The 21229-nt window shown below is 72.0% G+C and carries 22 protein-coding genes and 1 pseudogene; 11 read left to right on the forward strand and 12 right to left on the reverse strand.

Annotated elements, in window-relative coordinates; all coding sequences use genetic code 11:
• Positions 1-28 precede the first annotated feature (28 nt).
• Both ACFQZY_RS10470 and ACFQZY_RS10475 read left to right on the forward strand, forming a co-directional pair.
• Positions 29-703, forward strand: coding sequence for a response regulator (locus ACFQZY_RS10470; RefSeq protein WP_377415574.1), 675 nt, complete (start codon positions 29-31; stop codon positions 701-703).
• A gap of 19 nt (positions 704-722) precedes the next feature.
• Positions 723-2198, forward strand: coding sequence for a sensor histidine kinase N-terminal domain-containing protein (locus ACFQZY_RS10475; protein WP_377415575.1), 1476 nt, complete (start codon positions 723-725; stop codon positions 2196-2198).
• A gap of 12 nt (positions 2199-2210) precedes the next feature.
• On the opposite strand, the gene ACFQZY_RS10480 is transcribed toward ACFQZY_RS10475, so the two are convergent.
• From ACFQZY_RS10480 to ACFQZY_RS10490, 3 genes and pseudogenes are all read right to left on the reverse strand, one after another.
• The gene (locus tag ACFQZY_RS10480) at positions 2211-2864 is read right to left on the reverse strand and encodes an SPOR domain-containing protein (RefSeq protein ID WP_377415576.1); all 654 of its coding nucleotides are present in this window, start codon (positions 2862-2864) and stop codon (positions 2211-2213) included.
• 10 nt (positions 2865-2874) lie between these two features.
• Entirely contained in the window at positions 2875-3636 is a 762-nt protein-coding gene (locus ACFQZY_RS10485) for a biotin--[acetyl-CoA-carboxylase] ligase (RefSeq protein ID WP_377415577.1), read from the reverse strand.
• Positions 3637-3648: 12 nt separating this feature from the next.
• A pseudogene (locus ACFQZY_RS10490) lies at positions 3649-4146 on the reverse strand (SET domain-containing protein); the annotation flags it as partial.
• Between the two features lie 126 nt (positions 4147-4272).
• Here ACFQZY_RS10490 and ACFQZY_RS10495 point away from each other — a divergent pair.
• Together ACFQZY_RS10495 and ACFQZY_RS10500 are read left to right on the forward strand one after the other, a co-directional pair.
• Positions 4273-7185, forward strand: coding sequence for a DNA topoisomerase III (locus ACFQZY_RS10495; RefSeq protein WP_377415578.1), 2913 nt, complete (start codon positions 4273-4275; stop codon positions 7183-7185).
• 20 nt (positions 7186-7205) lie between these two features.
• Positions 7206-9017 (forward strand): bifunctional metallophosphatase/5'-nucleotidase, encoded by a 1812-nt coding sequence (locus ACFQZY_RS10500; protein WP_377415579.1) that lies wholly within the window; start codon positions 7206-7208, stop codon positions 9015-9017.
• A gap of 17 nt (positions 9018-9034) precedes the next feature.
• Here the strand turns inward: ACFQZY_RS10500 and ACFQZY_RS10505 are convergent, their stop codons facing one another.
• From ACFQZY_RS10505 to ACFQZY_RS10545, 9 genes are all read right to left on the reverse strand, one after another.
• Positions 9035-9643 (reverse strand): hypothetical protein, encoded by a 609-nt coding sequence (locus ACFQZY_RS10505; RefSeq protein ID WP_377415580.1) that lies wholly within the window; start codon positions 9641-9643, stop codon positions 9035-9037.
• A 49-nt stretch (positions 9644-9692) separates the two neighbouring features.
• Positions 9693-10163 carry a hypothetical protein gene (locus tag ACFQZY_RS10510; protein ID WP_377415581.1) on the reverse strand — a complete coding sequence of 157 codons (471 nt, stop codon included), beginning with the start codon at positions 10161-10163 and terminating at the stop codon, positions 9693-9695.
• A 183-nt stretch (positions 10164-10346) separates the two neighbouring features.
• Complete coding sequence (locus ACFQZY_RS10515) at positions 10347-10757, reverse strand: hypothetical protein (protein WP_377415582.1); 411 nt, start codon at positions 10755-10757, stop codon at positions 10347-10349.
• A complete protein-coding gene (locus tag ACFQZY_RS10520; protein WP_377415583.1) occupies positions 10757-11176 on the reverse strand; it encodes a type III secretion system chaperone in 420 nt (139 codons plus the stop codon). The genes ACFQZY_RS10515 and ACFQZY_RS10520 overlap by 1 nt, the downstream gene beginning before the upstream one ends.
• Before the next feature lie 91 nt (positions 11177-11267).
• On the reverse strand, positions 11268-11768 hold the full coding sequence (locus ACFQZY_RS10525) for a hypothetical protein (RefSeq protein ID WP_377415584.1): 501 nt from the start codon (positions 11766-11768) through the stop codon (positions 11268-11270).
• 27 nt (positions 11769-11795) lie between these two features.
• Entirely contained in the window at positions 11796-12206 is a 411-nt protein-coding gene (locus ACFQZY_RS10530) for a CesT family type III secretion system chaperone (RefSeq protein WP_377415585.1), read from the reverse strand.
• Positions 12203-12628 (reverse strand): type III secretion system chaperone, encoded by a 426-nt coding sequence (locus ACFQZY_RS10535; RefSeq protein WP_377415586.1) that lies wholly within the window; start codon positions 12626-12628, stop codon positions 12203-12205. Before ACFQZY_RS10535 ends, ACFQZY_RS10530 begins: the two co-directional genes overlap by 4 nt.
• A gap of 90 nt (positions 12629-12718) precedes the next feature.
• Positions 12719-13675 carry a LysR family transcriptional regulator gene (locus tag ACFQZY_RS10540; RefSeq protein WP_377415587.1) on the reverse strand — a complete coding sequence of 319 codons (957 nt, stop codon included), beginning with the start codon at positions 13673-13675 and terminating at the stop codon, positions 12719-12721.
• 7 nt (positions 13676-13682) lie between these two features.
• Positions 13683-14504: an alpha/beta fold hydrolase gene (locus ACFQZY_RS10545; RefSeq protein WP_377415588.1), complete on the reverse strand. Its 822-nt coding sequence runs from the start codon at positions 14502-14504 to the stop codon at positions 13683-13685.
• Positions 14505-14643: 139 nt separating this feature from the next.
• Here ACFQZY_RS10545 and ACFQZY_RS10550 point away from each other — a divergent pair, with 139 nt between their 5' ends.
• The 7 genes from ACFQZY_RS10550 (at position 14644) to ACFQZY_RS10580 (ending at position 21226) form a co-directional block, all read left to right on the forward strand.
• Positions 14644-15636, forward strand: coding sequence for a Bug family tripartite tricarboxylate transporter substrate binding protein (locus tag ACFQZY_RS10550; RefSeq protein WP_377415589.1), 993 nt, complete (start codon positions 14644-14646; stop codon positions 15634-15636).
• Between the two features lie 7 nt (positions 15637-15643).
• The gene (locus ACFQZY_RS10555; protein WP_377415590.1) at positions 15644-16711 is read left to right on the forward strand and encodes a mandelate racemase/muconate lactonizing enzyme family protein; all 1068 of its coding nucleotides are present in this window, start codon (positions 15644-15646) and stop codon (positions 16709-16711) included.
• A 13-nt stretch (positions 16712-16724) separates the two neighbouring features.
• Positions 16725-17684, forward strand: coding sequence for a Bug family tripartite tricarboxylate transporter substrate binding protein (locus tag ACFQZY_RS10560; RefSeq protein ID WP_377415591.1), 960 nt, complete (start codon positions 16725-16727; stop codon positions 17682-17684).
• 21 nt (positions 17685-17705) lie between these two features.
• Positions 17706-18482: an enoyl-CoA hydratase/isomerase family protein gene (locus ACFQZY_RS10565; RefSeq protein ID WP_377415592.1), complete on the forward strand. Its 777-nt coding sequence runs from the start codon at positions 17706-17708 to the stop codon at positions 18480-18482.
• 22 nt (positions 18483-18504) lie between these two features.
• The gene (locus tag ACFQZY_RS10570) at positions 18505-19734 is read left to right on the forward strand and encodes a CaiB/BaiF CoA transferase family protein (RefSeq protein ID WP_377415593.1); all 1230 of its coding nucleotides are present in this window, start codon (positions 18505-18507) and stop codon (positions 19732-19734) included.
• Positions 19734-20351 carry a glutathione S-transferase family protein gene (locus ACFQZY_RS10575; protein WP_377415594.1) on the forward strand — a complete coding sequence of 206 codons (618 nt, stop codon included), beginning with the start codon at positions 19734-19736 and terminating at the stop codon, positions 20349-20351. Before ACFQZY_RS10570 ends, ACFQZY_RS10575 begins: the two co-directional genes overlap by 1 nt.
• 86 nt (positions 20352-20437) lie before the next feature.
• On the forward strand, positions 20438-21226 hold the full coding sequence (locus tag ACFQZY_RS10580) for an enoyl-CoA hydratase-related protein (RefSeq protein WP_377415595.1): 789 nt from the start codon (positions 20438-20440) through the stop codon (positions 21224-21226).
• The last annotated feature ends 3 nt before the right edge of the window (positions 21227-21229 follow it).

The following is a 21229-nucleotide window of genomic DNA, read 5'->3' on the forward strand; positions in this document are numbered from 1 at the left end:
CGCACACCGAACGGAGAAGGAGACGGGCATGCGCATCCTCATCGCCGAAGACGACCAGGTCCTGGCCGACGGGCTGCTTCGCAGCCTGCGCGCCTCGGGCGCCGCGGTCGACCACGTGGCCAGCGGCACCGAGGCCGACGCCGCCCTGATGACGAACAACGAGTTCGACCTCCTGATCCTCGACCTGGGCCTGCCCCGCATGCACGGCCTGGAAGTCCTGAAGAAGCTGCGCGGTCGCGGCTCCAGCCTCCCCGTCCTGATCCTCACCGCCGCCGACAGCGTGGAGGAGCGCGTCAAGGGCCTGGACTACGGCGCCGACGACTACATGGCCAAGCCCTTCTCGCTGCAGGAGCTGGAGGCGCGGGTGCGCGCCCTCACGCGCCGCGGCATGGGCGGCACCAGCAGCACCATCAAGCACGGCCCGCTGGTCTACGACCAGGCCGGCCGGGTGGCCACCATCGACGGCAAGATGGTCGAACTCTCCGCCCGCGAACTGGGCCTGCTGGAGGTGCTGCTGCAGCGGGCCGGCCGCCTCGTGAGCAAGGACCAGCTCGTCGAGCGCCTGTGCGAGTGGGGCGAGGAGGTCTCGAACAACGCGATCGAGGTCTACATCCACCGGCTGCGCAAGAAGATCGAGAAGGGCCCGATCCGCATCGCCACCGTGCGCGGCCTGGGCTACTGCCTCGAGAAGATCCCGGGCTGACGAGGCACCGCCGGCGTCCATGCGCATCTTCCAGCGCGAGCAGCGCTCGCTGTTCGGAGAAATCCTCGACTGGATGCTGACCCCGCTGCTGCTGCTGTGGCCGGTGAGCCTCGCGCTGACCTGGCTGGTGGCCCAGAGCATCGCCGGCAAGCCCTTCGACCGGGCCCTCGAGTACAACGTCCAGGCGCTGGCCCAGCTGGTCACCCTCAACGCCAGCCACCGCCCCAGCTTCAACCTGCCGCAGCCGGCGCGCGAGATCCTGCGGGCCGACGATGCCGACCAGGTCTACTACCAGGTGGCCGCGGGCCGCGGCGACCTGCTCAGTGGCGACCGCGACCTGCCCCCGCCGCCGGACGACGAGAAGCCCGCCCCGGGCGAGGTGCGGCTGCGTGACGACGAGATGCGCGGCCTCGAGGTGCGCGTGGCCTACACCTGGGTGCGCCTGGCCGCGCCCGGGGGCGAGGTGCTGGTGCAGGTGCAGGTGGCCGAGACGCGCGAGAAGCGCTCCGTGCTGGCCACCGAGATCATCAAGGGCGTGATGCTGCCGCAGTTCGCGATCCTGCCGCTGGCGGTGCTGCTGGTGTGGCTGGCGCTGGTGCGCGGCATCAAGCCGCTGTCGCAGCTCGAGGAGCGGATCCGCGCGCGCAAGCCCGACGACCTCTCCCCGCTCGACGACAAGGCCGTGCCGCTCGAGGTGGCGCCCCTGGTGCAGTCGGTCAACGACCTGCTCACGCGGCTGAAGGATTCCATCGCCACGCAGAAGCGCTTCCTCGCCGACGCCGCGCACCAGCTCAAGACGCCGCTGGCGGGCCTGCGCATGCAGGCCGACCTCGCCCAGCGCGAGGAGACGAATGCCGAGGCGCTGCGCCAGTCCCTCAAGCAGATCGGGCGCTCCAGCATCCGCGCCACGCACACCGTCAACCAGCTGCTGTCGCTGGCCCGCGCCGAGGGCACGGGACGCCCGCTGGGCGTGCAGTCCTGCAACCTCGCCGAGCTGGCGATGGAGGTGGTCAGCGACTTCCTGCCCAAGGCGATGGACAAGCACATCGACCTCGGCTACGAAGGCGCCACGCCCGAGACGGCCGGCACCACGCTCGAGGGCAACCGCACCCTGCTGTCCGAGGCGATCCGCAACATGGTGGACAACGCCCTGAACTACACGCCTTCCAGCGCCGAGCACCCCGGGGTGGTCACCGCCCGCGTGTTGGCCGACCCGTTCGGCCAGGTGCTGGTGCTGCAGGTGGAGGACACCGGCCCGGGCATCCCCGAAGCCGAGCGCGAACTGGTCTTCCAGCCCTTCTACCGGGTCCTGGGCACCAACGTCGACGGCTCGGGCCTGGGCCTGTCGATCGTGCGTGAGATCGCGCGCCAGCACCACGCGCAGGTGCAGGTGGAGGCGGTCCACCCGGGCGCGCCGCTGCCGGGCACGCGCATCAGCCTGCGCTTCCAGCTGAAGGACTGGATCCCCTCGGGCGCGGGCGACCTGGTGGCCTGACCGCGCCGCCTTTCAGCGACAGGGCTGCAACGGCTGGCCCCCGAGCACCGCGCGCAGGTCCTCGAGCCGGCCCCGCTGGGCCTCGTCCACGGCCGGCAGCTTCAGCGTCACGCCGCGCGCCTCCGGCCGCTCCTGGATCACGCGCGCGGTGCGCACGCCCTTGGCCATGAGCGCGGCGAGCTGCTCGGTGGCCGCGGCCTGCGAGGTGAAGCCGCCCAGCGAGAGCCCGGGCTCCAGGGCGGCATTGGCCAGGGGCTCGAAGGAGACGCCGCGCGCGCGCAGTTCGGCCTTCTTCTTGGCGAGCATCTCGGGGCCGGCGAACTTGCCCATGTAGAGGATCCATCGGCCCGGGTCGCTGGCCGGCTCCAGGCTCCAGCTGCCGGCGGGCCAGGCTGCCAACGGGCGGCGCACTGCGGACGCCACGGCCTCGGGCAGGGGCGGCGTGGCCAGGCACTCGGGGGGGCGGGCGTTCGCGGCCTCGGCCACCAGCCGCTGGGCCTCCTCGCCGCGCACGATCACCATGGCCTCGGGCCGCAGCTGCTGCGCCAGGCGGTGCGGCTCGGCCTGCTGCACGGGGCCCAGGCCCCAGGGGCGCAGCAGCCCCTGCGTCCAGGCCAGGACGCCGAGGTTGGCGAGCAGCAGGATCACGACGGTCAGGCGCAACATGGGCTGGGATTCAGGCCGCGGGCCGCACGCTCACCTCGGCGCTGGTGACGGCCTGCATGCCCGAGCCAGTATGCACCAGCAGCGCCCCCGACTCGCTCACGCCATGGGCCGTGCCGGCGGTGCCGTCGCTCAGGGTCACGGGCCGGTCACGCAGCAGGTCGCGCGCGTCGAAGCGGGCCTGGAAGGCCGCGAAGCCGAAGCGCTCGAACGCCTGCAGCGCCGCCACCAGGGGACCGGCGATGCGTGCCAGCGCTGCGCCGGCCTCGGCCTCGGGCCACAACTCGCGCAAGGCGGCGGGGGGCGTGGACAGGCCGTCGGCCTCGCGCGGCGCGATGTTGATGCCGATACCGATCACGGCGTAGCGCGGCGCCCCGGCGCCGCCGGCGAAGCTCGCGGTCTCGACCAGGATGCCGCCGAGCTTGCGCCCGTCGACCCACAGGTCGTTGGGCCACTTCAGCTGCACCCGCGGGTGCAGCGCCTCGGCCACCGCCACGCCCACGGCCAGCGACAGGCCGGACCAGTCCGCCGGCGACAGCGGCAGGCCCAGCGAGAAGGTGAGGGAGTCGCCCACCGCGCTGGCCCACGGCCGGCCCAGGCGGCCGCGGCCGGCCGTCTGCTGCAGCGCCGCCAGCAGCACCGGCTCGACCCGGCCGGCGCGGGCGCGGCGCATCAGCTCGGTGTTGGTCGAGTCGACCTCGGGCAGGACCTCGACGGAGAACCCGGGCAGCAGCGGCGCCACCGCCTCCCAGACCGCTTCAGCCGCGCCGTGCATTCAGCGGCGGCCCTTGGGGGCCAGCAGGGTGCCGCGGCAGTTCTTCGAACCGCACCAGCAGGGGTAGTCGGCCTTGAGCTTCTTCGTGTAGGGCTCATCGATGACGAGGCCGTAGTCGTAATTGAGCTCCTCGCCGGCGCGGATGTTGCGCAGGGCCTTGATGAAGACGCGGCCGTCGACCTCGTCGGCCTCGCAGTTCGGGTCGCAGGAGTGGTTGATCCAGCGCGAGGAGTTGCCGCCGTGCTTGGCATCGATGACGCGGCCGTCGTCGATGTGGAAATAGAAGGTGTGGTTCGGGTCCTTCGGGTCGTGGGGATGGCGGCGCAGCGCCTCCTTCCAGGTGATGATCTCGCCCACGTACTCGATGAGGGTCTCGCCCTCGGCAATGTCCTGCACGGCGAACACGCCGCGGCCGTGGACGCCGGACTTGCGGGCCTGGATTTTCCGGCCCGAGAATCGCGCCGGCGTGGTGGAGGCCTTGGCCTGGGGTGCCCGCTCTTTGGCTGCCATCGCTGGAAACTCTGTTAAGTTGATTACATGCACACATGCGCGTGCGCGCACGCGCGTGAGGGCCGATTGTAGGAACAACCCGCAGCCCGCAGGCCCCGATGCCTGCCGCTGCAGCCGAATACAGACATGAGCAAGATACTGGTCATCGCCGAGAAGCCGTCCGTGGCGCAGGACATCGTCCGCGCCCTCACGCCGGTCGCAGGCAAATTCGACAAGCACGACGAATATTTCGAGAGCGAGCGCTATGTGGTCACCAGCGCGGTGGGCCACCTGGTCGAGATCCAGGCGCCCGAGCAGTTCGACGTCAAGCGCGGCAAGTGGAGCTTCGCCCACCTGCCGGTGATCCCGCCCTTCTTCGACCTCAAGCCGGTCGACAAGACCAAGGGCCGCCTCAGCGCGGTGGTCAAGCTCGCCAAGCGCAAGGACGTCACCGCCCTGATCAACGCCTGTGACGCGGGCCGCGAAGGTGAACTGATCTTCCGCCTGATCGAGCAGTACGCCGGCGGCAGCAAGCCCCTGGGCAAGCCGGTGCAGCGCCTGTGGCTGCAGTCGATGACGCCGCAGGCGATCCGCGACGGCTTCGAGCACCTGCGCACCGACAAGCAGATGGCCGGCCTGGCCGACGCCGCGCGCTCGCGCTCCGAGGCCGACTGGCTGGTGGGCATCAACGGCACGCGCGCCATGACCGCCTTCAACTCGCGCGACGGCGGCTTCTTCCTCACCACCGTGGGCCGGGTGCAGACCCCCACCCTGGCGGTGGTGGTCGAGCGCGAGGAGCAGATCCGCAAGTTCGTCAGCCGCGACTACTGGGAAATCCACGCCACCTTCGAGGCCGCCGCCGGCCCCTACGCCGGCAAGTGGTTCGACCCCAAGTGGAAGAAGAACGAGGAGGACGCCGAGCTCAAGGCCGACCGCCTCTGGTCCGCGCGCGACGCGCAGGCCATCGCCGACGCGGTGCGCGGGCAGAAGGCCAGCGTCACCGAGGAGTCCACGCCCAAGACCGAGGCCTCGCCCGGCCTGTTCGACCTGACCTCGCTGCAGCGCGAGGCCAACGGCCGCTTCGGCTTCTCGGCCAAGACCACGCTGGCCCTGGCCCAGAGCCTGTACGAGCGCCACAAGGCCCTGACCTACCCGCGTACCGACTCGCGCCACCTGCCCGAGGACTACGTGAACACCGTGAGGGACACGATGGGGATGCTCGCCACCAGCGGCATGCGCCACCTCGCGCCCTTCGCGAAGGAGGCCGCAGACAAGGGCTACGTCAAGCCGAACAAGCGCATCTTCGACAACAAGAAGGTCTCGGACCACTTCGCCATCATCCCGACACTGCAGGCGCCCAGCGGCCTGTCGGAGGCCGAACAGAAGCTGTACGACCTGGTGGTCAAGCGCTTCCTCTCGGTCTTCTTCCCCAGCGCGGAATTCCTCGTCACCACCCGCATCAGCGTGGCCGCGGGCCACAGCTTCAGGAGCGTGGGCAAGGTGCTGGTCAAGCCGGGCTGGCAGGCCATCTGGGGCAAGGAGGCCGACCAGGAGGGCGACGAGAACAGCAAGATGCTGGCCGCGGTGAAGCCGGGCGAGCAGGTGCTGACCGCCGAGGCCGAGGCCAAGGGCCTGAAGACCCGCCCGCCGGCGCGCTACTCCGAAGCCACGCTGCTGGGCGCCATGGAAGGCGCAGGCAAGACCATCGACGACGACGAGCTGCGCGAGGCCATGCAGGAGAAGGGCCTGGGCACGCCGGCCACGCGCGCGGCCATCATCGAAGGCCTGATCAACGAGAAGTACATCCTGCGCGAGGGCCGCGAGCTGATTCCCACCGCCAAGGCCTTCCAGCTGATGACGCTGCTGCGCGGCCTGGGCGTGGAGGAACTCTCGCGCCCCGAACTCACCGGCGAGTGGGAATACAAGCTGGCGCAGATGGAAAAGGGCCAGCTCTCGCGCGATGCGTTCATGCAGCAGATCGCCGAGATGACGCAGCGCATCGTGAAGAAGGCCAAGGAGTACGACCGCGACACCGTGCCGGGCGACTACGCCACGCTGAAGACGCCGTGCCCCAACTGCGGCGGAATCGTCAAGGAGAACTACCGCCGCTACACCTGCGCCGGCAAGAGCGGCGCGGGTGACGATGCCTGCGGCTTCTCCTTCACCAAGATGCCCGCCGGCCGCGCCTTCGAGCCGGACGAAGTCGAGCAGTTCCTGCGTGACAAGAAGATCGGGCCGCTCGAAGGCTTCCGCTCCAAGGCGGGCTGGCCCTTCGTCGCCGAGATCGCGCTGAAGTACAGCGACGACGACAGGAACTGGAAGCTCGAGTTCGACTTCGGCGACGAGGCCGACCCGGCCGAGACCGGCGAGCTGGTCGACTTCTCCGCGCAGCAGCCCCTGGGCCCTTGCCCGAAGTGCGGCGCGCGCGTGTTCGAGTTCGGCAAGAACTACGTCTGCGAGAAGAGCGTGCCCACGCCCGCTCAGGCCTCGCCCTCGTGCGACTTCAAGAGCGGCCAGATCATCCTGCAGCAGCCGATCGAGCGCGCACAGATGGAGAAGCTCCTGGCCGGCGGCAAGACCGACCTGCTGGACAAGTTCGTCTCCTCGCGCACGCGGCGCGCCTTCAAGGCCTTCCTGGTCTGGGACGCCGAGGCCGGCAAGGTGAACTTCGAGTTCGAGCAGCGCGAAAGCAAGTACCCGCCGCGCAAGACCGCTGCGGGCCGCGCCGCGCCGGCGAAAAAGGCGGCGGCGGCCAAGAAGGCGCCGGCCGCGAAGAAGGCCGCAGCGACGAAGACCGCCGCGCCCAAGGCCAAGGCCCCGCGCAAGGCGGCCGCCGGCCTCACGCCGAGCGCCGAGCTGGCGGCGGTGGTGGGCGCCGAGCCGGTGGCCCGCACCGAGGTGGTCAAGAAGCTGTGGGACTACATCAAGGCCCACGGCCTGCAGGACGCCCAGGACAAGCGCAAGGTCAACGCCGACGCCAAGCTGGCCGCCGTCTTCGGCAAGCCGCAGGTGACGATGTTCGAGATCGCGGGCCTGGTGGGCAAGCACCTGCAGGCCTGACAGCGGCCACCCGCAGCGTCATGCCGGCACGCACGCCCCGCCTGCTGCTCGCGGCTGCGGCCCTGGCGGCGGCGCTGTTCTCGGGCTGCGCGGGCCCCGAGGAAGGCGCTTCGCGCGCCGCACCGTCGGCGGCGGTGCGGGCGTCGCCCCCGGCGCCGGCGGGCGCCGCGGTGCGCGTGAAGATCATCGCGTTCAACGACTTCCACGGCCACCTGGAGCCGCCCGGCCTGGCGGTGAACGTGCGAGGCCCGGGGGGCACGGTGCCGGTGCCCGCCGGCGGCGCGGCCTATCTGGCCAGCGCCATCGACCACCTGCGCGCGCAGAACCCGCACCACGCGGTGGTCTCGGCCGGCGACATGGTGGGCGCCAGCCCGCTGGTGTCGGCCCTGTTCCTCGACGAGCCCACCATCCTCGCGGCCAACGCGATGCGGGTGGACTTCAACGCCGTCGGCAACCACGAGTTCGACAAGGGCTGGCAGGAGCTGCTGCGCCTGCAGCACGGCGGCTGCGAGCGCTTCACGCGCTGGGAGCCGTGCCAGCTGGACAGGCCCTTCCCCGGCGCGCGCTTCGGCTTCCTGGCGGCCAACGTGCACCGGCGTGACGGCACCACGCTGCTGCCCGCCACCGGCATCAAGGAATTCCGCGTCGACGGGCAGGTGGTGAAGGTGGGCTTCATCGGCATGACCCTGCGCAACACGCCCGCCATGGTCGCGCCCTCGGGCGTCGCCGGCCTGCGCTTCGCCGACGAGGCCGCGACCGCCAACGCACTGGTGCCGCGGCTCAGGGCGCAAGGCGTGTCCGCGATCGTGGTGCTGCTGCACCAGGGGGGCGAGGTGCCGGGCGCCACGCTCTACGAGGCGCGCTGCGACGGCCTGTCCGGCGAGATCGTGCCGATCCTGCGGCGCCTGGACCCGGGCATCGACGTGGTGGTCTCGGGCCACACCCACCGCGCCTACCTCTGTGACCACGCGCAGGTCGACCCGTCACGCCCCTTCCTGCTCACGAGCGCCGGCCAGTACGGCACGCTGCTCACCGACATCGACCTCACCATCGACCCGCACGCTCGCCGCGTGGTCGCGCGCAACGCCCGCAACCTCGTCGTTCAGGGCGCAGAGGGATTCATCGCCGCGAACGGGCGGCGGGTGGAGCCCACGGCGCGGGTACCGCGTTTCGAGCGCCATGCGGAAGTCGACCGCCTGGTGGCCCGCTACGCCGCGGCCGCCGCGCCGCTGGCCGAGCGGCCCGTGGGACGGCTCGCCGGCCCCGTCACGCGCACGCCGGGCCCGGACGGCGACAGCCCCCTGGGCAACCTCATCGCCGACGCCCATCTCGCGGCCACGCGCGCGCCCGAGCGGGGCGGGGCGCAACTGGCGCTCACGAACCCGGGCGGCGTCCGCGCGGACCTGGTGGTGCCGCCGGGCGGCGGACCCGTGACCTACGGGCAGTTGTTCCGCGCCCAGCCCTTTGGCAATACCCTGGTGGTGCAGACCTTCACGGGGGCGCAGCTCAAGTCGCTGCTGGAGCGGCAACTCGCCGGCCCCTCGCCGCGCGTGCTGTATCCGTCGGCGGGCTTCGGTTATGGGTGGGACCCGCAGCGGCGGCCGGGGGACCGCGTCACGCGGATGACCCTCGACGGCTCACCGGTGGCGCCACACCAGGTCCTTCGTGTGGCGATGAACAGTTACCTCGCCGAGGGTGGCGACGGCGGCGGCGCGAAAGCCCGCGGGCGCGAGGTGGTCGGCGGAGAGCTCGATCTGGACGCCCTGGTGCACTACATCACCGAACACCCCGGCCTCGCTGCGCCGGCCACGGGCCGAGTGCGGCGCGAGTAAGGCGTTCGCCGCGGAGGTCAGTCTCCGCAGCACTTGGCGACAAAAGTGGCACACCCGAACGCGCCCGCCCCCCACCCCCCGACGTACAGCGGCCAAGTCACCGGCCCCCCAGCCGCCGCCGTCGCCAGCCCGAGCCCGGTCAGGCCGAGGCTGGCCTCGGTCAGGAGGCCCGCCGTGGTGACCCCGGAAGGCTCGCCGGCCAGCATGCGCTGGACGCCTGGCGCCCGGCATTCCTCGTCGAAGTCGAGCACCAGGCCCAGGCCACTCCCTGCGAGCAACCCGTAGCCGCAGATCTGGCAACCGAGCGGGGGCGACGCGAAGGAGGCCAGGAGCCCAACACCCATGGAAGCCGGGGCCATCCCGATGCAGATCTTGTTCAGGAACTCGCGATACCGGCCCGGCACGCCGCCCCCGTCGCGCGGCGCCGCGGGATCGGGCTGGACCGCGTCACCGGTGCGCGCCGGGCCGACGTCAGCGGCCATCGACAGGGTCACGGGCGCCTTGTCACGCAGCAGGTCCAGCGCGGAGCCCTCGGCCGGCGGCAGGTGGGCGGGGGCCGTCTCGAAGTCGGACCGTGAAAGGGTGGAACCGGTCACGGCGGGGGACGAAGCGGATAGCGTCAGCATGGAAATACCCTTCTGAAATCTGGAACGGCCGCAGAAGCTGCCAGGCGCGTCACGCCTCGCAGCACATCTGGCCGACGGTCAACCCGGCGCAAATGAGGGTCCCTCCGGCTGCGATCGGGAGGATGGAGGAACTCGCCGCGCCCAGCTCGCCCACGATGCCGAGGGCGACCAGGCCCAGGCCGGCCTCGCTCATACCGGCCGTGGTCTGGATGCGCCCACGCACGTCCGGCATGCATTGCGCCTGCGGGCCCCGCACGGTGTCGTGACCCCCGACCAGGGTGCTCAGGCCCCCTCCAGCCAGGAGCCCGTAGCCGCAGATCTGGCAACCCAGCAGGGGCGATGACGCGAAGAAGGCAATCGTGCCGGCCGCACCCACGCAGTTCGGCGTCGCCAGCCCGCACCACTCCAGGTATTCGCCGCAGCGGGTGTCGCCCTCCGCCTGGCTGGCGGTGGCCGGCACGGGATCCGGCGGCACCCGGTCCTCGGCACGCGCCGGCGCCGCGTCCTGGACCATCGACATGGCCGCGGGCTTCTGGCCGCCGGCTTGCGCCAGGGCGGGAGATTCCGCTTGCGGCTTCTCGGGTGCAGGGCGCACTTCGAAATCCGAAGCCGCCAGGCTCTGGTTGCTGGTACTCGAATTCGATAACGGGGAGGGGAACATGTGTGGACCTTTGGAAGTGGAAGGGGAAACGGTGCAGGGCGATCAGGCGATCGACTGGCGCTCGAGCAGACCTGCTCGGGCCTGTCGCGCCAGTTCAGCGAGGCGGTCGACGGCGGGGCCCACCTGCGACGCGTCGAACGGGTCACCGGAAAGCGTCTGGCACAGGTACAGCGTGTCCTGCTGCGGACTCAGCGCGTAGTGCGGCGCGCCGACGTCGGCGAGGTAGAGGTTGGAAGCCAACGCGCCGGCAAGGCATTCGTCCTGGGAGGCGCGCAGGATCTGGCCCACCGCCATCGCCAGGCACAGCGCTGGGACCTCGGCCACCCAGATGAACTCGAGGGCGAGGCCGCCCTCGAGCGTGACACTCCGGGCACGGCCATCCTCGACCTGGTCGACGGGCAGGCGCACGTAATCGGCGAACGCATGGGCGAGGGAAGCGTGAAGCAGGGTCATCAGGCATGTCCTTCAAGGAGGGGGTGGCTGGCCGGGGCGGGCAGCAGGTCGCGGCAGCGGCGCGCCTGCGCCGCGAAGCGCTCGAGGCTGGCCAGCACGTGCGCAAAGCCGGCGCAGGCTTCGGGGAAGTGCTGGGTCAGGTAGACATCACCGCGCGCATCGAGCGAGAGCGCGGCGCCGCCGACACCGTCGGCGAAGAAGTTCGCCACCATCAATTGCGGCAGCAGCGAAGCGGCGTCGGCTCCGTGGAGACTGCCCAGGCGGGCCCGCGCGACGAAGGCCTGCTCGCCCTCGGGCCGCGGCAGCAGCAGCACCGGGATGCCATGCACGCGGAAGGCGCAGGAGCCGTCGGCAGCGGGCCGCAGCTCGGGCAGGTGCAGGGCCTGGGCCAGGCCGCGGACGATGTCGATCAATTGCATGGGGCTTGCTCCGGGACCGGCGGGCCGCCGGACAACGACCGCCTGAGTGCAGCCAGGCTGCCGCGGGTTCCGTCCGGGGCGAAACGACGGCTCACGCCCAGCTGCAGCAGGGAACGTAGGCACAGTCCTTCAACGCGTGCGCCAGGAACGACGCGCCCACGGTCGATCCGCCGGCGATGGCCATCCCTTCGGCCGTCGCCACGGAGCACCCGCAGACCCACTCCCCCACCGAGATGGCCAGCAGGGAAACGCCGACACAGGCGCAGCAATCGGCGCAGCAATCGGCGCAGCAATCGGCGCAGGCCTCACACTCGGTGCCGATCGGCTCGCAGGTCACCTGGAGCGGGCAGGACGGGCGGGTCCGGCAGACCTCGTCCATCGACTCCCGTGCGGGTGCGGGTACGCGCTCGACCGGCTGGCGTGGCGGTGTCGCCACGACGGGTTGCGACGGCTCATGACCGGCCAGGTCGGCGGGCGGCGTGTGGGCGGGCATGTCGACCGGCTTCTGCGGGTCGGCATCCCAGGCCTGTCGCCTGGGTGCAGGCGGCGGGGAGGAGGCGACGCCGTCCGGCGCCGTGATGGTTTGGGGCATGGGGTTCTCCTGAAGTCAGAAGATGGGTCACGGCTCGCACAGCACGTGGTCCGCGACCAGCGCCGCGCGCATGGGCGAGGCAGCGGCCACGAGGCGGCGCAGGCGCTCGGCCAGCCGCGCCGTATCGCCGCCATCGAGCGGCAGGGTCCAGCACAGGTGGACCTGCGCGCCCTGAGGGGCCAGCGCGCCATGGGGCCCGCCGGCATGGGCCAGGTGGAGGTTGGTGCGGAGCAGCCGCACCAGGGCCTCCTCGCGGTGGGCCTCATCCAGCCGGCCGAGCGCAATCGCCGCGCACAGCGCGGGCAGGTCCGCGACATAGCGCAGCTCGATCACTTCGCCCTCCGGGGAGCGCAGGGCGAAGGGCGCGCCGTCGCCGAGCGCCCCGCAGGCGCAGCCGAAGACGGACTGCAGCAGGTCCGCGACGGCCTGGGGCGTCATGCCGGCACCCCGGCGGGCGCGGCACTGGCGGCGCGGGCCTGCACCAGCAGGCCCTGGCACACCCGCGCATGCGCGATGAAGCGGGCCAGCCAGGCCTCGATCGAGACCAGGGACTGGCGGCCCTCCTCGAAGTGCTGGGTCAGGAACAGTCCCGACTGCGCATCGAGGCCCAGGGCCGGGCCGCCGACGCCGCCGGCGAAGAAGTCGGCGCGCAGGAGGCGCTCGAGCAGGGGGGCGAAATCGGGTACGTCGATGTCGCCGAGGAAGGCGCGCATCACGAAGGCCGCCTCGGGCTGCGGGCGCGGCTCGAGCCGGATGTCGACGCCGCCGGCGCGAAAGGCGCAGGCGCCGCCTTCGTCCGCCGCGAGCTGGGGCTGGCGCAGCACGGCGCCCAGGTGCGCAATGACCTGCGAAAGTTGCATGGGGGAATCTCCCGGGGCGAGGAACGCCCCGAACAGCGGTGGTTGTGAAAACCGCGGCCCGCTGGTTCCCTGGGGCCTGTCAGCGAATCGCTACGAGCGCCACATGCCCTGCGCGGCCATTTCGCCGACGATGCGCACGAGCAGGTCGGTCACCGCGGTGACCGCGCGCGACGGGCCCTTGGCCTTGGCGAAGGCCAGAGCCACGGTCCGCTGGAACGGCGGCTCCACGATGCGCGCGGCCTGCAGCGTGCCGGCCTGCACCTCCTGCCACACGGCGTGCAGCGGCAGCACGGTGTAGAGGTGTTCCTGTGCCGTGAGCTGCTTCTGCAGCGGCAGGGAGTCAGCCTCGATCACCGGCGCGAGGGTGATGCGCGCCTGGCGCGCGCCGGCATCGAGCGCTGTGCGCAGGCCATTGGGCGCGCCGGGCAGGATGAAGGGCAGGCCGTCGAGCCTGGCGAAGGTCACCTGGCCGTCCGCGGTGATGCGGTCGCCGCGGTGGCCGATCAGGTAACTGTCCACCGTGGCCAGCGTCTCCTCGCCTTCGGGGAGGGTGGCCGAGTAGCGATACAGGATGGCGATGTCCACGCGGGCCTCGTTCAGCCACTCCTCGACCTGGCCGCTGGAGCCCTCCAGCACGCGCAGGTTCACGCCCGGCAGCTGGGCTCGCACCTCGGCGAACAGGCGGCCGGTGAGGATGGTGCCGATGGAGGGCAGGCTGCCCAGGGTCACGGAGCCCACCGGCTCGCGCAGGTCGGCGCGGATGTCGCGCTCCAGGGCCTGGGCCTGCTCCAGCAGCGCCTTCACCCGGGGGAACAGGCGCTGCCCGGCCTCGGACAGCTCCACGCCGCGGCCGGTGCGGTTGAACAGGCGCGCGCCGCATTCACGCTCGAGCGCGTTGACCTGGCGACTGAGGAACGACTGGTTGCTGTCCAGGAACAGCGCGGCGCGCGTGAGGCTGCCCAGTTCGCCGATGGCGATGAACGAGCGCCACTTCTGCAGGTCGGACGTGATGTCCAGTTCGAATTCGGTGGCGCGGGCCTTGTGCATGGGCGGATTATCGAACCCGGTCCAGCCCCCGCACCCAGTCGACGATGGCGCGGGCCACCGCTTCGGGCTGCTCCGGCACCAGCGCATGCCCCGCCCGCTCGATGACCTTGACCGTCACCTTCTCGCCCAGCGCGTCGCGCAACTCCCCGCGCGTGGCCGGGGGACGCCAGGCGTCCTGCGCGCCCTGGAGGTCGAGGAGGGGCGCATGGGCCTGCCCGTACCAGGCCTCGCGCGGCGGGTGCTGCGACGCTTCTCGGTAGGCGGCCCGCCACTGCGGGTGCCAGCCCGCCAGCCAGGCAGAGGGGTCGTTGCCCGGGGCGAACATGCACACGCGCAGGGCCTCGAGGCGCGCTTCGTCGGTGCGCTGCGGGTCGCTGGCGATCGCCAGGGCGTCCGCCATCCCCGGCGGGAACTGGCGCGCGGCGGCGCCGAGCACCACCACGCCGCGCACGCGTTGCGGGTGGCGCAGGTCCGTCATCCGGGCGACCCAGTGGCCGTAGGCATGGCCGACCACCACGGCGGGCCCGGCCGCCAGCTGCGCGATCACGCCCGCCACGTCGTCCGCCAGGGTCTCCAGCGTCATGCCCGCCGGCGGCGGGCTGCTGCGGCCCATGCCGCGGGGTTGCGGCCGCAGCACCTGCAGGCCCTCGCGGGCGATCCGGGCGGCCAGGTCGTCGAAGTCCTGCGAGTCCCGCAGGGAGGACGGCAGCAGCACGACGGCCGGGCCGGTACCCTCGACGATCACGTCGATGGAGGCGGAGGCGAGCGTGACGGCCACGCGCCGGCGGGCAGCCGCCGGGTCGGCGGGGGACGGGGCGGGAACGTGCATGGGCACCGACTCTAGCCAGGGGGGAAGCCCCCGTCAGGGCACGATCCTGCAAAGCAGCCTTGCACATTCCGCAGGGACGCGCCCCGGTCCCGCGCCCTAGACTGGCCGGCGACTATCCGAATTCCAAGGAGACATCCCCATGCCCATGCCCCGCCGCGGCCTGCTCGCCGCCACCCTCGCGCTGCCTGTTGCTGGCGCCCTGCTGGCCGTCGCGCCGTCCGCGCTCGCGCAACCCCAGGCCTGGCCCACCCGCCCGATCAAGCTGGTCGTGCCCTACGCCCCCGGCGGCCCGACCGACGCGATCGCCCGCCAGCTGGCCACGAAGATGTCGGCCAGCCTGGGCCAGTCGGTGGTGGTGGACAACCGGGCCGGCGCCGGCGGCGCGCTCGGCGTGGACGCCACGGTGAAGTCGGCGCCCGACGGCTACACCTTCGCCCTGGTGGCGCCCGGCCCGCTGGCCGGCATGCCGAACCTGACCCGCACGGCCTACAGCCTGGACGACATCCAGTTCCTGACCCTGGTGGCCAAGATCCCCAGCGTGCTGGTCGTCAACACCAAAGGCGGCATCGACTCGGTGGACGCCCTGGTGAAGATGGCCCGGTCCGAGCCCGGCAAGCTGACCTACAGCTCGGCGGGCCCGGGCACCACGCCCCACATCGGCATGGAGATCTTCAAGGACCAGGCGAAGGTCAGCGTGCTCCACATCCCCTACAAGGGCGCGGCGCCGGCCATCACCGCCCTGCTGGCCGGGGAGGTGAATGCGGCCATGGTCGACCTGCTGCCCGTGCTGCCGCACGTGGCCAGCGGCGCGCTGAAGGTGCTGGCCGTGGCCGGCACCGCCCGCGCGCCGCAGCTGCCCGGCGTGCCGACCACCGCCGAGGCCGGCCTGCCCGGGGTGGTGATGGAGACCACCTACGGCCTGATCGCGCCCAAGGCGCTGCCGGCGCCGATCGCCGCCAGGCTGCGCGAGGCCGCCGTCGCCGCGGTGAACGCGCCGGACATGCGCCAGCTGTTCGCGCAGCAAGGGGCCCTGCCTTCCACCTCCACCGGCGCCGAGTACCAGCAGGTGATGCAGGCCGAGTCGGACAAGTGGAAGAACATCATCGCCAAGGCCAAGATCACCCTGGAGTGAGCGCGCGGTGAAGATCGCCTCCTTCCTGATCGAGCCCTGCACCCAGGGCCTGGCCGACCCGCAATGGAAGTTCGCGCGCGCCCAGGTGCCGCGGCTGGAGGGCTGGGTGCTGCGCCTGCGTGACGACGACGGCCACGAGGGCCTGGGCTACTGCCACGCCATCCCGGCGATCTCCACGCATGGCGCCGGCGCCGAGGCGGCGCTGGCCTTCCTGGCGCCGCGCCTGGTCGGCCGCCCGGTGGACGACCTCGCCGGCATCCTCGAGGACATCGACGCCGCGCTGGCCTACCAGCCCACCGCCAAGGCCGCCATCGACATGGCCCTGCACGACCTGCTGGCGCGCCGGCTGGGGGTGCCGGTGCACGTGCTGCTCGGAGGCAAGCTGCGGGACGCGGTGCCGCTCTCGCGCATCCTGCCGATCAAGTCGCCCGAGGAGATGGCGGAGAAGGCCGCCGGCCTCGTGGCCGAGGGCTACCGCCAGCTGAAGCTCAAGCTGTCCGGCGACACCGAGACCGACATCCGCCGCGTCGCCGCGGTGCGGGCGGCCGCCGGCGACGGCGTGGCCCTCACGCTGGACCCGAACCAGTCGTACAACGCCAAGCAGCTGATCGCCGCCTTCGGCCGCATGGAGCGCCACGGCATCTCGCTGATCGAGCAGCCGGTGCCGGCAGCCGACGTGGCCGGCCTGGCCCTGCTGACACGCACGCTGCCGGTGGCCATCGAGGCCGACGAGAGCGCGCAGACCGTCCGCGACGTGTTCCGCCTGGTGTCCGAGCGCGCGGTCGACGTGATCAACCTCAAGGTCACCAACCTCGGCGGCCTGCGCCGCTTCCTGCAGGCCGTGCGCCTCTGCGAGGCCGGCGAGGTGGGGTGCCGCGTGGGCGCCGCCTTCGGCCCCGCGCTGCTGCAGTCCATGAGCCTGCAGGCCGCCAGCGTGATCCGGCGCCTGCCCCATGCCTGCGAGCTGTCGGAGCACCTGCACCTGCAGGACGACCCGTTCACCCCGCTGCCGGTCGAGGCCGGCCAGATCCACCTGCCGCCCGGCCCCGGCTGCGGCGTCACCTTCCGCACCTGACCCCGGACCCCCGATGTACAAGCCACTCTTCGCCGGCCTGATCGCAGGCCTCGTCGTCGCCGCTGCAGCGGCCCAGGACTATCCCACCCGCTCGATCCGCATGGTCGTGCCCTTCGCCGCGGGCGGCGGGGCGGACCTCGTCGCGCGGGCCATCGCCACCCCCCTGGGCAAGCGCCTGGGCCAGCCGGTGGTGATCGACAACAAGCCCGGCGGCGGCGCCACGCTCGGCGCCGACCTGGTCGCCAAGTCGGCGCCGGACGGCTACACCATCCTGTACACCACGCCCGGCCCGCAGATGACGAACCCGCACCTGCAGGCGAAGCTGCCCTACGACCCCGAGAAGGACCTGGTGCCCGTCTCGCGCGTGGCGGTGGTGCCCAACGTGCTCGTGGTGCCGCGCGACCTGCCGGTGAAGACCGTGCAGGAGCTCGTGCAGTACGCGAAGGAGCGCCCGGGCCGCGTGAACTACGCCAGCGCCGGCAACGGCGCGAGCAGCCACCTCGCGGGCGAGCTGTTCAAGCAGTCGGCGGGCGTGTTCATCGTCCACATCCCCTACCGCGGCACCAGCGCCGCGCTGGCCGACCTGGTCTCCGGCCAGGTGCAGATGGCGATCGACAGCATCCCCGCCTACAAGCCCCTGATCGACTCCGGCGCGCTGCGCCCCCTGGGCGTGGCCACGCCCGAGCGCTCGGCGCTGCTGCCGTCGGTACCCACCATTGCCGAAACCCTCAAGGGCTTCGACGCCGCGCCGGTGAACTACATCTCGGTGCCCGCGCGTACGCCGCAGGCCGTGATCGACCGCTTGAACCGCGAGATCAACGCCGTCCTGCAGTCGCCCGAGCTGCGCGAGCAGTTCGCCGGCATGGGCGTGATCCCGCAGGGCGGCACGCCCGCGGAGATGGCCGCCACCATCCGCAGCGAATCGGAGAAATGGAAAAAAGTGATCCGTTTCTCCGGCGCCAAGCTCGACTGACCCGACTGACTGCCCCCCGACATGAACGACCTCACCCAACTCGGCTACGAACTCGACGGCTTCGTCGCCACCCTCACGCTCAACGCCCCGCCGGTCAACGCCCTGACCCGCACGCTGAACGACGAACTCACCCTGGCCCTGGACCGCATCTCCGAGATGGACGAGGTGCGCGCCGTGGTCCTCACCGGCGCGGGCAAAGTGTTCTGCGCCGGCGCCGACCTCAAGGGCCGCGCCTCCGTGATCAAGGGCCCGGGCGACCTGCCGGCCCACTCGCGCCGCACGCGCGAGTGCTTCCACGCGATCCGCGAATGCGCCAAGCCGGTGGTGTGCGCCCTCAACGGCGCCGCGCTCGGCTCGGGCCTGGCGATGGCCGCCTCCAGCGACATCCTGGTCGCCTCCGAGAAGGCCACGCTGGGCCTGCCCGAGGTGGACGTGGGCCTGCTCGGGGGCTGCAGCCACGCCATGCGCCTGTTCGGCCACTCCCGCCTGCGCCGCATGGCGCTGACCGGGATGCGGGTGGACGGCGCCGAGCTGTATCGCCTGGGCATCGTCGAGGCCTGCGTGCCGCACGAGGAGCTGATGCCCACCGCCCTGGCCATCGCCCGCACCATCGCCGCCAAGAGCCCGGTGTCGACCCGCATGGGCAAGCACACGCTCAACGTGATCGAGGACATGAGCCTGCGTGACGGCTACCGCTACGAGCAGGACATGACCGCGCAGATCGCCAGGACCGACGACGCGAAGGAGGCCCAGCGCGCCTTCGCCGAGAAGCGCGCGCCGGTGTTCACCGGCCGCTGAGCCCCAGGCGCGGAGACCTCTCATGAACGAACGCAACGGTCCGCTGTCGCACGTCAAGGTGCTGGACCTCAGTCGCATCCTGGCCGCCCCCTGGGCCGGCCAGATCCTGGCCGACCTCGGCGCCGAGGTGATCAAGGTCGAGCGCCCCGGCGCCGGCGACGACACCCGCAGCTGGGGCCCGCCCTTCCTGAAGGACGCCACCGGGCAGGACACGAAGGAAGCCGGCTACTACCTCGCCGTGAACCGGGGCAAGCGCTCCATCACCGTGAGCCTGGAAAAGCCCGAGGGCCAGAAGATCGTGCGCGAGCTGGCGGCCTGGGCCGACATCGTGCTGGAGAACTACAAGGCCGGCACGCTGGCGCGCTACGGCCTGGACGAGGCCTCGCTGCGCAAGGTGAATCCGCGCCTGATCTACTGCTCTGTCACCGGCTTCGGCCAGACCGGCCCGCGCCGCGACCAGCCCGCCTACGACTTCCTGATCCAGGCCATGGGCGGCCTCATGAGCGTCACCGGCGAGAAGGACGGCCGCCCCGGCGGCGGCCCGCAGAAGGTGGGCGTGCCCATCGTCGACCTGATGACGGGCATGTACACCGCGGTCTCGGTGCTGGCGGCGCTATCGCGCCGCGACCAGACCGGCGAGGGCGGCAGCATCGACATCGCCATGCTCGACGTGCAGGTGGCCACGCTCGCCAACCAGGCGATGAACTACCTGGTCTCGGGCAAGGTGCCGGCGCGCAATGGCAACGCCCACCCCAACATCCAGCCCCAGGACGTCTACGCCTGCGCCGACGGCGACCTGATCCTCGTGGTCGGCAACGACGGCCAGTTCGCCAAGCTGTGCGAGGTGATGGGCGAGCCCGCCTGGGCCGTGGACCCGCGCTTCGCCACGAATGCCCAGCGCGTTCGCAACATCGGCGAACTCTCGGCCATGCTGCGCGAGCGCTTCGCCGCCCGCCAGCGCGCCGGCCTGATCGCCGACCTCGACGCCGCCGGCGTGCCCTGCGGCCCGATCAATACCGTGCCCGAGGTGTTCGAGGACCCGCAGGTCCAGGCCCGCGGCATGCTGCAGCATTCGCCGCACCCCTGCGGCGTCGACGTGCCGCAGGTGGCCAGCCCCATGCGCTTCGACGGCGCGCCGCTGCCCCTGCGTGACGCTCCCCCGCTGCTGGGACAGCACAGCGCCGACATCCTGGCGCAGATCGGCTACGCGCCGGACGATGTCGCGCGGCTGCGCGCGCAAGGAGTGATCTGATGGCCGCCCCGCTGACCCTGCACTGGTCCCCCAAGTCGCCCTATGTGCGCAAGGTGATGGTCGTCGCCCACGAGCTGGGCCTGGTTCCGCAGCTGGAACTGGTGCGCTCCGTCGCCGCGATGCTCAAGCCCAACCCGGCGATCATGGCGGTGAACCCGCTGTCCAAGATCCCGACCCTGGTGCGCGAGGACGGCTCGGTGCTGTTCGACTCGGTGGTGATCTGCGAATACCTCAACACGCGCGGCGGCGGCGACCTGTTCCCCACCGAGGGCGAGGCGCGCTGGCAGGCCCTGCGCTGGCACGCCTTCGGCGACGGCCTGCTCGACGCCCTGATCCTGTGGCGCAACGAACGCGAGCGCACCGCGGCCCTGCCCGCGCTGCTGGAGGCTTTCGAGTTGAAGACGCGCAGCAGCCTCGCGCTGCTCGAATCCGAAGTGCCGGCGCTCGAGGCGGCGCCGCTGTCCATCGGCACCCTCACCCTGGGCTGCGCCCTGGGCTACCTCGACTACCGCTTCGACACGCTCGGCTGGCGCAGCCTGGCGCCGCGCCTCGCGGCCTGGCATGCCCGCCTGTGCGAGCGCCCCTCGTTCCGGGCGACGGAGCCGGTCGATGGCTGAACCCGCCCCGGGGGCGAGAAGCGCCGCCGCGCCTCGGTCTGGCCGCAACGCCAAGCCGGGGCAGCCCCCGACGCAAGGAAGCCCTCATGAGTGAATCCACCGCCTCCCCGCGCGTGGTGCGCAGCGAGCGCCAGGGTGCCGTGGGCATCGTGCGCATCGAACGCCCCGAGCGCCGCAACGCCCTGAACCTGCAGGTCAAGCAGGAACTGGTGGACGCCCTGCGCGCGATGGAGCAGGACCCGCAGGTCGCCGCGGTGGTCCTCACGGGCAGCGGCGGCTACTTCGTCGCGGGCACCGACATCGCCGAGATGGCGGACATGACGCCCGTCGACCACGTGCGCCTGGACACCGACCGCGTCTTCCACGTGGTGCGGCAGCTTGCCAAGCCGGTGATCGCCGCGGTGGAGGGCTATGCGCTGGGCGGCGGCTGCGAGCTGGCGCTGGCCTGCGACATCGTCATCGCCGCCGAGGACGCGAAGTTCGGCCAGCCCGAGATCCGGGTCGGCATCATGCCGGGCGCGGGCGGCACCCAGCGCCTGCTGCGCAACGCGGGTCGCTACAAGGCCCTGCTGTGGAGCCTCACCGGCGAGAGGGTCCCCGCGCGCGAGGCCTACGCCGCCAACCTGGTGAGCCGGCTGGTGCCCCCGGGCGAGGCCCTGGCCCAGGCCGTGGACGTGGCCACGCAGATCGCCGGCATGCCGCCGCTGGCGGTGCAGGCGATCCGCGAGGCGGTGCGCCTGGGCGCCGACCAGCCGATGGACAGCGCCCTGGCGCTGGAGCGCCGCTACTTCGAGCGGCTGTTCGCGACCGAGGACCAGAAGGAGGGCATGCGCGCCTTCCTCGAGAAGCGCACGCCGCGCTACCAGGGCCGCTGACGC

The organism is Ramlibacter sp. GCM10027632, assembly GCF_042675325.1.
Taxonomy (GTDB): Bacteria; Pseudomonadota; Gammaproteobacteria; order Burkholderiales; family Burkholderiaceae_C; genus Ramlibacter.

What these genes read in the sequence shown, in the direction of transcription:
- ACFQZY_RS10470 (WP_377415574.1), top strand. Translation starts at nt 29, where the DNA reads ATGCGCATCCTCATCGCCGAAGACGACCAGGTCCTGGCCGACGGGCTG.
- ACFQZY_RS10475 (WP_377415575.1), top strand. Translation starts at nt 723, where the DNA reads ATGCGCATCTTCCAGCGCGAGCAGCGCTCGCTGTTCGGAGAAATCCTC.
- ACFQZY_RS10480 (WP_377415576.1), bottom strand. Translation starts at nt 2,864, where the DNA reads ATGTTGCGCCTGACCGTCGTGATCCTGCTGCTCGCCAACCTCGGCGTC.
- ACFQZY_RS10485 (WP_377415577.1), bottom strand. Translation starts at nt 3,636, where the DNA reads ATGCACGGCGCGGCTGAAGCGGTCTGGGAGGCGGTGGCGCCGCTGCTG.
- ACFQZY_RS10495 (WP_377415578.1), top strand. Translation starts at nt 4,273, where the DNA reads ATGAGCAAGATACTGGTCATCGCCGAGAAGCCGTCCGTGGCGCAGGAC.
- ACFQZY_RS10500 (WP_377415579.1), top strand. Translation starts at nt 7,206, where the DNA reads ATGCCGGCACGCACGCCCCGCCTGCTGCTCGCGGCTGCGGCCCTGGCG.
- ACFQZY_RS10505 (WP_377415580.1), bottom strand. Translation starts at nt 9,643, where the DNA reads ATGCTGACGCTATCCGCTTCGTCCCCCGCCGTGACCGGTTCCACCCTT.
- ACFQZY_RS10510 (WP_377415581.1), bottom strand. Translation starts at nt 10,163, where the DNA reads ATGTCGATGGTCCAGGACGCGGCGCCGGCGCGTGCCGAGGACCGGGTG.
- ACFQZY_RS10515 (WP_377415582.1), bottom strand. Translation starts at nt 10,757, where the DNA reads ATGACCCTGCTTCACGCTTCCCTCGCCCATGCGTTCGCCGATTACGTG.
- ACFQZY_RS10520 (WP_377415583.1), bottom strand. Translation starts at nt 11,176, where the DNA reads ATGCAATTGATCGACATCGTCCGCGGCCTGGCCCAGGCCCTGCACCTG.
- ACFQZY_RS10525 (WP_377415584.1), bottom strand. Translation starts at nt 11,768, where the DNA reads ATGCCCCAAACCATCACGGCGCCGGACGGCGTCGCCTCCTCCCCGCCG.
- ACFQZY_RS10530 (WP_377415585.1), bottom strand. Translation starts at nt 12,206, where the DNA reads ATGACGCCCCAGGCCGTCGCGGACCTGCTGCAGTCCGTCTTCGGCTGC.
- ACFQZY_RS10535 (WP_377415586.1), bottom strand. Translation starts at nt 12,628, where the DNA reads ATGCAACTTTCGCAGGTCATTGCGCACCTGGGCGCCGTGCTGCGCCAG.
- ACFQZY_RS10540 (WP_377415587.1), bottom strand. Translation starts at nt 13,675, where the DNA reads ATGCACAAGGCCCGCGCCACCGAATTCGAACTGGACATCACGTCCGAC.
- ACFQZY_RS10545 (WP_377415588.1), bottom strand. Translation starts at nt 14,504, where the DNA reads ATGCACGTTCCCGCCCCGTCCCCCGCCGACCCGGCGGCTGCCCGCCGG.
- ACFQZY_RS10550 (WP_377415589.1), top strand. Translation starts at nt 14,644, where the DNA reads ATGCCCATGCCCCGCCGCGGCCTGCTCGCCGCCACCCTCGCGCTGCCT.
- ACFQZY_RS10560 (WP_377415591.1), top strand. Translation starts at nt 16,725, where the DNA reads ATGTACAAGCCACTCTTCGCCGGCCTGATCGCAGGCCTCGTCGTCGCC.
- ACFQZY_RS10565 (WP_377415592.1), top strand. Translation starts at nt 17,706, where the DNA reads ATGAACGACCTCACCCAACTCGGCTACGAACTCGACGGCTTCGTCGCC.
- ACFQZY_RS10570 (WP_377415593.1), top strand. Translation starts at nt 18,505, where the DNA reads ATGAACGAACGCAACGGTCCGCTGTCGCACGTCAAGGTGCTGGACCTC.
- ACFQZY_RS10575 (WP_377415594.1), top strand. Translation starts at nt 19,734, where the DNA reads ATGGCCGCCCCGCTGACCCTGCACTGGTCCCCCAAGTCGCCCTATGTG.
- ACFQZY_RS10580 (WP_377415595.1), top strand. Translation starts at nt 20,438, where the DNA reads ATGAGTGAATCCACCGCCTCCCCGCGCGTGGTGCGCAGCGAGCGCCAG.